Below are 12,242 nucleotides of genomic sequence, written 5' to 3' on the forward strand. Positions count from 1 at the left end.
CGCGACCGGTACCGACCGCACGCGTCCGCAAAGCGCCGGAAAGGGCCACCGGCACGTCGCAGGCCGCGCTGGAGTCCCACTTGATACCGACCGGCCTGCTAGCTCGCTGTCGCCTCCTGAAGCTGTGTGAGGTGGCCGGCGTTCAGTTCCACGTGCGTGCCGGTGAAGCGGGTGCGCATGCGGCGGTCGTGGGTGACGATGACGACCGCGCCCGGGTAGTCGGCCACGGCTCCTTCCAGTTCCTCGACCAGGGCCGGGGCGAGGTGGTTGGTGGGCTCGTCCAGGAGCAGCAGGTCGACGGGGTCGCTGACCAGGCGGGCCAGTTCGATCCGGCGTCGTTGTCCGTAGGACAACTCGCCCACCTTCAGGCGCAGGTCGGCGGGACTGAACAGGCCGAGTGACAGGAGGTGGTCGGTGTGCTCATCCAGGTCGCCCCCGCGGCCGTGGGCGAATGCCTGCGGGACCGTCAGGCCGGGCGGCCACGGCGTTTCCTCCTGTCTCAAGTGGCCGACGCGGCCCCGCGTGCGCACTGTCCCCTCATCGGATCGCAGCTCGCCGGCCAGAACCCGCATGAGCGTCGTCTTGCCCGCCCCGTTGGGCCCGGTGATCAGCAGCCGCTCCCCGCCGCCGAGCCGCAGCGACGGCACGTGCAGTCGGTCCCCGACACGGATGCCGGTAAGTTCCGCTGCCGCCTGCGACGTCCGGTCGCCGGTGGTGGTCATGCGGGCGGCGAACACCAGTGGGTCGGGCGGCGGCGCGACGGGATGCTCCGTCAGCCGCTTGACACGCTCCTTCGCATTGCGGATACGGCCCATCGCTCCGTGGCCACGGCTGCGGCTGCGGAAGGCACCATGGCCGAACACGGCGAACGGCAATTTGCGTGGGATCGCATCGAGGCGGACCACATTCGTCGTGGCCGTCTTTCGGTTGCGGGCCAGCTCCGCACACCAGTCGTCGTACTCCTGAAGCCGACGCTGCCGCTCGGCGGCTTTGGCGGCCAGGTAGCCGTCGTAGCCGTCGCCGTAACGTGTCACCTTGCCCTCACCGACCTCCAGGATCGTGGTGGTGACCCGTTCCAGGAACAGTCGGTCATGGGTGACCGCGAGCACGGTGCCGCGATGCGCCCGCAGATGAGCCTCCAGCCAGCCCACCGCCTGGTCGTCCAGATCGTTGGTCGGCTCGTCCAGCAGCAGCAGCTCCGGCTGGGACGCCAGGGTCGCGGCCAGCGCCAGCCGCGACCGCTCACCGCCCGACAGCGTGCCCAGCGTCCTGTCCCGGGCCAGGTCTGGCAGGCCGAGACCGTGCAGGGCGATGTCCACCCGGACATCCGCCTCGTAACCGGCGCGCGCCTCGTACTGGGTGACCAGGCGGTCATAGGCGTCCAGCGCGGCGGTGAGCTCCGCCCCTGCCAGGCCCTGGAGCCCGGCTTCGGCCTGGTGCATCTGCGCTTCGAGATCGCGCAGATCAGCAAGAGCCACCTCCACCGCGTCCTGGACGGTGGCCTCGGCAGGCAGGGCCAACGACTGCGCGAGATAGCCGATGCCGCCAGGCGCGATCACAGTCAACTCGCCATCGTCGGCCCGGTCCTGCCCGGTGATCAGTCGCAGCAGGGTGGATTTCCCGGCCCCGTTGTCACCGATGACGCCCGCCTTTTCGCCTGGCTTGAGGCTGAAGGACACGTCGTCCAGCACGACGCGGTCGGCGTAGCGCCGGGTGACGTTCTGAAGAGATAGCTGTGCAGTAAGCATGGAAGGTCCCCTGTTCTCGGCCAGGCCGATCGAAGCGGGTAGGTGGACGCATCCGCGTATGCCAAGACACTCAGCGGCACGCCAGACAGGCGGCATCACGAGAGCATCGGCAGCACGGATCGGCAGCGCGGATGAGAACGCGCGACGGCGGAGCCAAGCTCAACGCGGTCGCACGGGGAATATCACAGGGAACCCATGCGCAGCACCGTAGACCGGGAATGCGCGCGCCCGCAAACCATTTCTTACCGCCTGACATTCGTGGGTGTTCCGGGCGGTTCTCATCGCCCGGAACACCCACGACGCCAGAGCAGGAGCAGGCTCACCTGGCGAGTTCGATCAGTTCGTCCAGTCGCGTCAGCTTCCGCGGGTTCCGCACCACATAGATCCGGGTGACCCGCCCGTCCTCCACCACGAGGCTCACCGCGGACGGCTCGCCGTCGATCTCGATCCGGCCGGCAGGCGCACCGTTGAGCCACACGGCCGTCGTCTCGAACGCGGCCACCACACGGTTCGCGCGCGCGAGCAAAGGCGCCACCAGCTCGGCCCCGTTGATCGGAGCCAGGGCGGCGGCCACCAGTCCGCCACCATCGGTGATCAGGACGACGTCCGGCGCCAGGACCTCCATCAGCTGCTGCAACTGCCCGGTCCGCAGCGCGACCAGGAACCGCTCCACCACAGCCTGCTGCTCCGACCGGCTCACCCGTACCCGCGGCCGCCGGGCCGCCACATGCTCGCGTGCCCGCCGCGCGATCTGGCGCACCGCGGCCGCGGACTTTCCGATGGCCTCGGCGATCTCGCCGTACGGCAGCTCGAAGACCTCGCGGAGCACGAACACCGCCCGCTCCGCCGGCCCGAGCGTCTCCAGCACGGTCAGCATCGCGATCGAGACGCTCTCCGCGAGTTCGACGTCCTCGGCTACATCAGGGCTGGTCAGCAGCGGTTCCGGCAGCCACTCGCCGACGTAGTCCTCGCGGCTGCGCGACAACGTCCGCAGACGGTTGAGCGCCTGCCGCGTGACGACCCGGACGAGGTACGCCCGCGGGTCGTGGACCTGCGACCGGTCGACGTCGGCCCACCGCAGCCAGGACTCCTGCAGCACGTCCTCCGCGTCGGCCGCCGACCCGAGCATCTCGTAGGCGACAGTGAACAGCAGGCTGCGATGGGCGACGAACGGGTCCTGGGTCATGCCGTCGACGCTACGCCGGACTGCTCCGGGCGCTGTGCCAGCGGAATCTCGCAGGCGTCGGAGTAGCCCTGCGACGTGATCCCGTTCGCGTTGTTGTTCCTGGTCGCCATGTTGACGAAGGCGATGTACGCGGTGAGCTCGACCATCGCCGCCGGGCCGAGCCGGTCCAGCAGACCCGCGTACAGCTCGTCGGTGACGGTCGGCGGCGTGTTCGTCATGGCCTCGGCGTACTCCAGGACGTCCCGCTCCAGCGGGGCGAACACCTCCGACTCCCGCCAGCGCGGCACCTGGCTCGCCTTGGTCAGGTCCAGGTTCTGGTTCTGCGCCTGGAAGTAGCCGATGTCGAGGCACCAGCTGCAGCCGACCTGTGTCGCGACGGCCATGTGCGCGAACGACTTGAGGCTCGCGTCGGCCGCATCCCACTCGCTCAGCTTGGCCGAGAACTCCAGATTGGACGTGGCGACCTTGGGGCTGTGCCACACCACCTCGACGGGCTCGGGCACGGCACCGAGCTGCTTGATCATGTTCTCGCTCACCTCGGTGGGAAGCTCCGCCTTGGGAATGCGCAGTGTCATGGTGTTCCTTATCCGTTGGCCTGTTTGACATGAAGACACCGCCGACCCCTCGAATGTGACAACGGGGGTTGGGTGGTGATCCGGTTATCGGTTGGATGACCGATGTGCTGACCCTGTTCGCCGTCCGATAGTCCTCATCGACACGCTCACTCGATGAGAGGACGCCGCCCATGGCCGCCCCCGCAGATCTGGTCTTCCTCAACGGATCGGTGCTCACCGTCGATCCGGACTTCACCGTCGCCTCCGCACTGGCCGTGACCGACGGGGTGGTCAGTGCCGTGGGCGGCCGGGAGGATGTCGCGCCGTACGTCGGGCCCGCGACCCGGGTCGTCGACCTCGACGGCGGGACGCTGCTGCCCGGTATCAACGACTCGCACCTGCACGGGTGCGCGTTCGGGGTGGGGATGCCGCCGCTGTCGCTCGACGTCAAGCACCCGGCCGTCCGCTCCATAGCCGATGTCGCCGACGCCGTACAGGAGGCCGCCCGGAGCACCCCGCCCGGTGAGTGGATCATCGGCCACGGCTGGGACCCCGGCTTCCTGAACGAGTGCGTCGCCGATCCCTCGCGGCTGCCGACCCGGCACGACCTGGACGCCGTCAGTCCGGACCATCCGGTGCTGCTGTACTCCTTCTCCGGGCACGCCACCTGGGTCAACTCCGCTGCCCTGGTGCGCGCCGGGGTCGACCGGAACGCCACCGCCCCGTACGGCCCCCTCGTCGTCACCGACGCCGCCGGGGAGCCCACGGGCATGCTGACCGAGGGTGCGCAGGACCTGGTCCACCGGGCGCTGCCCGCCCTGTCCCCGAAGGTGCGGGCCGAGGCGATCACCGCGACCCTGAAGACCCTGGCCCGGCTCGGCGTCACCAGCTACACCGAGCCCGGGCTCGGGCCCGGCGGCGACTCTCTGATGCGCGGCGCGCTCGCCCACAGCACCCTGGACGTCTACCGGCGGCTGCTGGCCGACGGAGAACTCACCGCGCGGGTCAGCGTCCTGCTGCTGCCCAGCGGGATGGCGGGTACGGGCGACGAGTTCATCCGGGCGCTTGACGGCATCGGCGAGACCATGACCGCCGATCCCCGTCTTCTCAACGTCATCGGCGTGAAGATCTTCGCCGATGGCGTCGTGCCCAACAAGACGGCCTGGATGCACCAGCCGTATGTGGGCGGCGGCTGCGGATCGCTGTGCGTCGGCGGGGACGGTGCCGCCGACGACGAGCGGGTCGCCGAGGTCGGGCGGATGATCCGGCACGCGCACGCCGCCGGCTACCAGGTCGGTGTCCACGTCACCGGCGACCGCGGCATCGACGCCGTCGTCGACGCCTTCGCCGACGCGGCCGCCGAGCACCCGCGCCCCGACCCACGGCACTACGTGATCCACGGCGACTTCCTCACCGCCCGCAGCATGAAGCTGCTCGCCGCGCACGGCTTCGGGGTCAACATGAACCCCACCATCAAATGGACCGTCGCCGATCTGGAAGAGGAGTTCGTCGGTCCCGAACGGGCCGCGTACGCGTGGCCCTACCGCGACGCCATCGACGCCGGAGTGACCGTGGCCAGCGGCTCGGACGCGCCCGTCACCTTCCCCGACTGGCGCCAGGGCATCGCCACCATGCTGCTGCGCGAGTCGAAGGCCAGCGGCCGCGTCAGCGGCCCCGACCAGCGCATCCAGCTCGCCGAGGCGGTCCGCACCTACACCGTCAACGCCGCCTGGCAGGACCTCGCCGAGGACTGGAAGGGCTCCCTGGAGGTCGGCAAGGTCGCCGACCTGTGCGTCCTCGCGGGGGACCTGCTCTCCGCCGACCCACACGACATCCCGGACATGCCGGTCGTCCTCACCGCCGTCGGCGGCGAGATCGTGTACGACGCGCTGGACGCGCCGGGAGGCGACGCCCTCGCGGTTTGACCTGCCCCATCCGGGTGATCATGCTGAACGGATGGCGGCGAAGCGGAGCACAGCGGACGTGTTGGGCGCGGCCTTGCGGGTGCGCGAGGCCGCGTGGGACGCCGTGCACCGGGCCGCGGGCGCCGACTCCGTCCTCAGGGCGCTGTCCGACGTCATCGACTACGACCACGCCTCGCTGTCCCGGTGGGACCCGCTGCGCCGCCGCCATCTCACCCTGGCCGGCAGCTACCCGGCCGACACCGCCGCGTACATCGAGACCCGGCTGCACGACGACCCGGTGTTCGCGCTGATCCGCCACTCGGCGGGCGGCGCACGGTGGCTGCGTGATGTGCCCGGCCAACTGCGGCGGACCTCACCGGGGTTCCGCGAGGTGCTCGAACCGTGGGGCATCGAGGACGGCGTGGCGCAGTGCCTGTTCGCCCCGGACGGCCGGTATGTCGGGGTGCTCAACGTGAGTACGACGCGGGTTCGGGCGAGGCAGGACCCCGCCCGGGGTGTGCTGACCCTGCTGGGCGAATGCCTCGCGGCCGTCGCCGACCCGCTGCGGCCGACGCCGACCGACGCACCCGGTACCCCGGACGGGACCGCGGACCAGGCGTGCGCCGTGGCGTTCCCGGCGGCGGAGCGGGCCGCTCCGGTGCCACTCGGCGGAGCGGTCCTGCCACCGGAGTTCGCCGAGGCCGACTCCCCGTTGACCGTTCTCGTACGGCGGCTGACCGCCCGGCGGCCGCTGCCCGCCACGGTCCTGGTGCCGCACGGGCGGCGCCTCCTGGAGCTCCGGCTGTCGCGCCAGGGCGCCGGGACCGTCGTCGTATGCCGTCCCGTCGCCCGGCCCGCCGGGCTCTCCCCACGCGAACTGCAGGTCCTGGCCGAACTCACCCACGGCCGGACCAACCGCGAGATCGCCGCCCGGCTCTTCGTCGGTACGCGTACGGTCGCGACCCACATCGAACATATCCTCGCCAAGCTCGACGTCGCCAACCGTGCGGCCGCCGCCGCCCGCGCCGCGGCATGGGGACTGGAGCCGGCGGAGGGGCCAGGGCCGACCGTCGGCTGAGCCGAGCGCCGGCGTGCCGCCCGCACGAGCCCGCTCACGAGGGCTCCCTCACGAGGGCCCCCTCGGGAGAGGCCCCTCACGAGGGCCCGCTCGGGAGAGGCCCCTCACGAGGGGCGCGGCGACTCCCGCCGGATTCCCTCACCCATCCGGGAACTCACCCCGGCATCCAGCCGACTCTTCAGGCAGCGGCGCGGCAACCGGTCTCGCGTCCGCGCCCCGGACCGCTGAGGAGACCCACCACCATGTGCGGAATCACCGGCTGGGTGTCCTTCCACACCGACGCCCGCCGCCACACCCCCGTCATCGAGGCCATGACCGCCGCCCTGGCCCCCCGGGGACCCGACGCCGCCGGGACCTGGCTCGGCGAGCACGCCGCCCTCGGCCACCGTCGACTGGCCGTCATCGACCTCGAAGGCGGCGCCCAGCCCATGAGCGCGCCCCGCCCGGCGGCCCGCCCCGGCGACGAGACCTCCGCCACCGTGCTCACCTACAGCGGCGAGGTCTACAACCACCACGAACTCCGTGCCGAACTGCGCCGCCGCGGCCACACCTTCCGTACCCGCTCCGACACCGAGGTCGTGCTGCGCGCCTACGAACAGTGGGGAGCCGGGGTCGCCGACCACCTGGAGGGCATGTTCGCCTTCGCCGTCTGGGACGAGAGGCGGCAGCGGCTGCTGCTGGTCCGCGACCGGCTCGGCGTCAAGCCCCTGTACTGGGCCCGGATCGGCGGCGGGATCGCGTTCGCCTCCGAGCCCAAGGCGCTGTTCGCCCACCCCGAGATCACCCCGCGGGTGGACGCCGACGGGCTGCGCGAGGCGTACAGCCTGCTCTTCAGCACCGGCACCACCCTGTGGAGCGGCGTCCGCGAGGTGGCGCCCGGCGGCCTGCTCACCCTCGACCGCGGCGGCCTCACCGAGCGCCTGTACTGGCAGCTCGAGGCCCGGCCCCACACCGACGACCAGCCCGGCACCGTCGAGCGGATCGCCGAGTTGGTCGGCCACGCCGCCCGCACCCAGCTCGACGCCGACGTACCCCGCTGCAGCCTGCTCTCCGGCGGCCTCGACTCCACCGTGCTGACGGCGCTGCTCGCCGGGGAACTGCGCCGCCGGGAAGGCCCGGACGCCCGGATCCGCTCGTACGCCGTGGACTACAGCGACCAGGCCGAGCAGTTCACCGGCGACGTCCTGCGCACCGGACACGACACCCCGTACGCCACGGAGGCGGGCGCGTACATCGGCACCGACCACGCCACGGTCGTACTGGACCCGCGCGACCTGCTCGACCCCGAGCACCGCCGGGCGGTCGTCGCCGCCCGCGACTCGCCGATCGGCGTCGGCGACATGGACACCTCGCTCTACCTGCTCTTCGGCCGGATCCGGGAGCACTCCACCGTCGCCCTGTCGGGAGAGGCCGCGGACGAGGTCTTCGGCGGCTACCCCTGGTTCCACGACCCCAGGGCCCTGGCCGCGAGGACCTTCCCCTGGCTGCTGGTGACCGGGGACGAGGCCGCCATGCCGCTGAACCCCGGCCTCGCCGCGACCCTGCGGATCGCCGAGTTCCGTGCCGACGCCTACCGCGATGCGCTCGCCGCGGTCCCCCACACCGAGGGCGAGACCCCGGAGGAGCACCGGCAGCGCGAGATGCAGCACCTGTCGCTCACGCGATGGCTGCGCCAGCTCCTGCACCGCAAGGACCGCCTCAGCATGGCCCAGGGGCTGGAGGTCCGCGTCCCGTACTGCGACCACCGGCTCGTCGAATACGCCTTCAACACCCCCTGGGCGCTGAAGAGCCACGACGGCCGGGAGAAGAGCCTGCTGCGGGCCGTGGGCACCGGCCTCGCCCCGGCATCGGTTCTGTGGCGGGCCAAGAACCACTACCCGGCCACCCATCACCCCGACTACAACCGCGGACTCCAGGCGATGGCCCGCGACGCCCTGGACGCGCACCACGGGCAGGTGCGCGAACTCGCCGACGAGAACGTCGTCAAGTCCTGCCTGGCCACCCCGCCCGACGCGCTGTCCTGGGGCCACCGCCTACGGCTGGAGCGGGTGGTCGACCTCGCGCTGTGGCTGGACGACCACCGGCCGGAGATCAGCCTCTGAACCCGGAGATCAGCCTCTGAACCTCGTTCCCGCGCCACCCCCGGCGCCCTGGCAGTACGGTGACGTTCCATAGGGTGGCCTCTTACATGTTTATATGAGGGGACGAGTCCGGGGCGGGCTCGCGGGGGGAAGACAGGTGAGAGCCGAGTGAGCACCGTGGACCCGGTCCGCGCGCGGAAGCGCGGCCAGGAGACCGCCGCGGAACCGCGACTACCGGCACAGCGCGAAGCGGTTGACCCGACGTCGGATGGCGTGCGCCGCACGCTCGGTTCGCGGTCCCGCCGCGACTGGGGTCGGCTCGGGAAGGCCCTGGCGCACCCCGTGTCCGTCTCGCTCGTCCTCGCCGCGGTCCTGCACCTGGCGTGGGTGCGGCTGATCGCGAACAGCGGAGGCGATCTGGCCGCGCAGGACGCGTGGGCGAAGTTCGCCCTGGAGCACCCGGATTCGGCGTACACGCTCGCCTGGTTCGGCGGGATGCACCCGGTCTCGTACAGTGCGCTCTCTCCTTACCTGATGGCGGTCCTCGGGGTCCGCACCACGATGGTGATCGCGGGCACCGTGTCCGCCGGACTGCTCGCGCTGCTGCTGGTGCGCAGCCGTGCGGTGCGCCGCCCCCTGTGGCCCGCCCTGTACGGGACGGTCGCGCTGATCTGCAACGCCGCCTCGGGCCGGGTGACGTTCGGGCTGGGCATGATGTTCGGCCTGGCGGCGGTGGCCGTGGTCTTCGCGTGGCCGGCCAGGTGGCGGTCGCGGCGGTGGACCCACCGGCTGGCGCGGGCCGGTCTCGCGGCGCTGCTGTCCGGGCTGGCGACCGCCTCCAGCCCGGTCGCCGGGCTGTACGTCGGGATCGTGGCCGCGGCCCTGTGGCTGACCGGGCGGCGCCCCGCCGCGTACGCGCTCGGCGTCACGCCCGCGCTGGTGGTCGCCCTGTCGCACTGGCTGTTCCCCTTCTCCGGGACCATGCCGATGAGCTTCAACTCGGGGGTCGTGCCGTTCCTGAGCGGCGTGGCCGCCTTCGTCTTCGCGCCGAAGGCGTGGCGTACGGTCCGGATCGCCGGACTCCTCTACGCGGTCGCGGTCGTTCTCGTCTTTCTGATCCCCTCGCAGATAGGCTCCAACATCAACCGGTTCGGCGGGGTCTTCGGCGGGGTGGTGCTGATCGCCGCGCTGCCCGCCCCCAAAGCCATCCGCGCCGTGTTGCTGCGCGCCGTTCGCCGGAAGTGGGCCGTGGTGGCCAACTGGGCCGTGCTGGCCGCGGCCGTCGTGGTGGTGGCGATGGATCCCGTGTGGCAGTCCGCAGGCGACGTCATCAGGACCACGCCGTCGGCGTCCTGGGAGGCGAGTGAGCTGGCGCCGCTGCTGGACCGCCTGGAGCAGGAGCACGCGGAGCGCGGCCGGATCGAGGTGGTCCCGGTGCGGAGCCACCGCGAGGCGTCGGCGATCGGGCCGCACTTCAACCTGGCGCGCGGCTGGAACCGCCAGGCGGACAAGGAGCGCAATCCGCTCTTCTACGACGACACGCTCGACGCGGAGAGCTACCACCGCTGGCTGCGGCGCTGGGCGGTGCACTACGTGGTCCTGCCCGAGGACAAGCCGGACTTCGCCGGCAAGGCGGAGGCCGAGTTGGTCGCCGCCGGCCAGCCGTACCTGGACAAGGTGTGGTCCGACGCCAACTGGAGCCTGTACGAGGTGCGGGACCCCGTGCCGATGGCGGACCCGCCGGCCGTCGTCCGCAGCGCCAGGGACGTGGAGCTGACCATCGACGTGAAGGCCGCGGGCCCGGTGCTGATCCGGATCCCGTACTCGCCCTGGCTCGGCCTGATAGACGGTGGGGGCCGGAACGTCGCACGGCCGAAGAAGGGTGACGGCGGCGCCCCCGCGGTGAACACTCAGGGCTGCCTGGTCAAGGAGGTCCAGGAGGTCGAGGAAGGGCAGCCGAAGGACGAGTGGACGGTGCTGCACGCACCGCGGCCCGGTACGTACCGCATAGGGGCGCGCTACAAGCTGCCGCGCGGCACGCCGTGCCCCAAGGAGCTGGCGGAGTAGGCAGCCCCAAGGGGCAGGGGTCGTCAGCGGCCCATGACCAGACCGTCTTGCTCGGCGCCCCGGCTGTGGACGGCGTCCCGGACGCGCTCCAGCGCGGCGCGGTAGCGGTCGTCGCCGGGGTGTTTCTCCAGCGCCCGGGGGAGGTTCACCACCTCGATGGGGTCGTTGTCCACGATGTGCGGGATGAACTCCGCCTTCGTCACGGTCCAGGCGCGGCCGCGGGCGGCGGGCGGGGCGAAGGTGAAGCGGGCGGCCGACCCCATCTGGCCGCGGGCGTCGTTCATGACGCCCGCGACCTGGTCGCCCATGCCGTAGACGACCCAGGTGCCGTTGACCTTCTCGTACGCCTGGGGTACGTGGGCATGGGTGCCGATGACGAGGTCGATGTCGCGGCGGCCGTGGGTGGCCGAGGCGGTGAGTCTCCTGGCGAGGGAGCGCTGGAGCGCGTCCGGCTCCTCCTGCCACTCGGTGCCCCAGTGCGTGCTCACCACGACGACGTCGGCCCCGGCGCGGCGGGCGGCGCGGGCGTCCTTGATGATGCGGGCCGGATCGATGCGGTTGACCAGCCAGGGTTTGCCCTTGGGGACGGGGATGCCGTTCGTGCCGTAGGTGTAGGCGAGCTGGGCGACCTTGGCGCCACCGGCTGTCAGCAGGGTCGGCTCGCGGCGCTCCGCGGCGGAGCGGGCCGAGCCGGCGTGCCCGAGCCCGGCCCGGTCCATGGCGTCGAGGGTGCGGGCCACCCCGGCGGTTCCGGCGTCGAGTGTGTGGTTGGAGGCGGTGGAGCATGAGTCGTAGCCCAGCGACCTGACGGCCTGGGCGAGCTGCGGTGGGGTCTTGAACGCCGGGTAGCCGGTGAACGGCCCGCCGTCGGCTCCGTACACCGTCTCCATGTGGCATATCGCCAGGTCGGCGTCCCTGGCCATGGCCTTGGCCCCGGCGAGCATGCGCCGGAAGTCGTAGCCGTCACCGCCCGCGTCCGCCCGCGCCTGGCGTATGACCGAGGCATGGATGAGCAGATCGCCGGTGGCGACCAGGGTGAATCCCCTGCCGTCCTCGGCCGCCGCTCCGGGGGCTTCGTTACGGGCCTGATGGCCCGAGGGCGTGCCGCTGCTGCAGGCGACGGCCGTACCGGTCAGTGCGGCGGCGACGAGCACCGCCCGCTGGAGCTTGCGAGGGGGCATGGTTCACACGCATTCATATGAGACAAAAAGGTCGATAGTCGCATGTATTGCGCGTGGGAGGGGTGGCTTCTGCGTGGCGACACGGGAATTCACCGGAACGGGTGACGCCATGCGTCCGACCGGACTCAGGTCCCGGAGTCGTCGTCCGAATAGGTGAGGAACCCGGGCGATCGGGCGTCAACTTCAGCCCTGAATCAGTTGGTTGCGGCGGAACGTCCGATATGAATATCGCACATGAGTACATGCCGGTGAAATATGCGCCTGGAGCGCCGCGGCACGCTGATCTGACTATGCTCGCTGTTGCGCAGCGCGTCACGACGACTACCGCGAGTGGGCGGCTGCGCCGCCGCCGATCGCGTGCGGACACAGGCGTCCTGGGGCCCGTGTCCAGGCGCGCGGCGCACCGCCGTGCATCTCCCGCGGCCCTGCGCAGGTGAGCGCCA

At 71.6% G+C, this 12,242-nt stretch carries 8 protein-coding genes; 4 read left to right on the forward strand and 4 right to left on the reverse strand.

Annotated elements, in window-relative coordinates; all coding sequences use genetic code 11:
• Positions 1 to 98: 98 nt before the first annotated feature.
• The 3 genes from ACQUSR_RS30735 to ACQUSR_RS30745 all read right to left on the reverse strand — a co-directional run bounded on the left by ACQUSR_RS30735 (position 99) and on the right by ACQUSR_RS30745 (position 3,509).
• Positions 99 to 1,748: a TlrC/CarA/OleB/SrmB family ABC-F type ribosomal protection protein gene (locus ACQUSR_RS30735; protein WP_431046174.1), complete on the reverse strand. Its 1,650-nt coding sequence runs from the start codon at positions 1,746 to 1,748 to the stop codon at positions 99 to 101.
• Positions 1,749 to 2,067: 319 nt separating this feature from the next.
• Positions 2,068 to 2,934: an RNA polymerase sigma-70 factor gene (locus ACQUSR_RS30740; RefSeq protein ID WP_431046176.1), complete on the reverse strand. Its 867-nt coding sequence runs from the start codon at positions 2,932 to 2,934 to the stop codon at positions 2,068 to 2,070.
• The gene (locus ACQUSR_RS30745) at positions 2,931 to 3,509 is read right to left on the reverse strand and encodes a carboxymuconolactone decarboxylase family protein (RefSeq protein ID WP_431046178.1); all 579 of its coding nucleotides are present in this window, start codon (positions 3,507 to 3,509) and stop codon (positions 2,931 to 2,933) included. Before ACQUSR_RS30745 ends, ACQUSR_RS30740 begins: the two co-directional genes overlap by 4 nt.
• Positions 3,510 to 3,679: 170 nt before the next feature.
• Between ACQUSR_RS30745 and ACQUSR_RS30750 the strand changes: the two genes are divergently transcribed.
• From ACQUSR_RS30750 to ACQUSR_RS30765, 4 genes are all read left to right on the forward strand, one after another.
• Entirely contained in the window at positions 3,680 to 5,413 is a 1,734-nt protein-coding gene (locus ACQUSR_RS30750; protein WP_431046180.1) for an amidohydrolase, read from the forward strand.
• Positions 5,414 to 5,444: 31 nt separating this feature from the next.
• Positions 5,445 to 6,470 carry a LuxR C-terminal-related transcriptional regulator gene (locus ACQUSR_RS30755; protein WP_431046182.1) on the forward strand — a complete coding sequence of 342 codons (1,026 nt, stop codon included), beginning with the start codon at positions 5,445 to 5,447 and terminating at the stop codon, positions 6,468 to 6,470.
• A 242-nt stretch (positions 6,471 to 6,712) separates the two neighbouring features.
• Complete coding sequence (gene asnB / locus ACQUSR_RS30760; RefSeq protein ID WP_431046184.1) at positions 6,713 to 8,572, forward strand: asparagine synthase (glutamine-hydrolyzing); 1,860 nt, start codon at positions 6,713 to 6,715, stop codon at positions 8,570 to 8,572.
• Positions 8,573 to 8,719: 147 nt separating this feature from the next.
• Positions 8,720 to 10,618, forward strand: coding sequence for an MFS transporter (locus ACQUSR_RS30765; RefSeq protein ID WP_431046186.1), 1,899 nt, complete (start codon positions 8,720 to 8,722; stop codon positions 10,616 to 10,618).
• A 23-nt stretch (positions 10,619 to 10,641) separates the two neighbouring features.
• Here ACQUSR_RS30765 and ACQUSR_RS30770 read toward each other — a convergent pair whose 3' ends face one another.
• Positions 10,642 to 11,799 carry a CapA family protein gene (locus tag ACQUSR_RS30770; RefSeq protein WP_431046188.1) on the reverse strand — a complete coding sequence of 386 codons (1,158 nt, stop codon included), beginning with the start codon at positions 11,797 to 11,799 and terminating at the stop codon, positions 10,642 to 10,644.
• Positions 11,800 to 12,242: the final 443 nt, after the last annotated feature.

Origin of the sequence: Streptomyces sp. P1-3, assembly GCF_050613155.1 — a bacterium.
Taxonomy (GTDB): Bacteria; Actinomycetota; Actinomycetes; order Streptomycetales; family Streptomycetaceae; genus Streptomyces.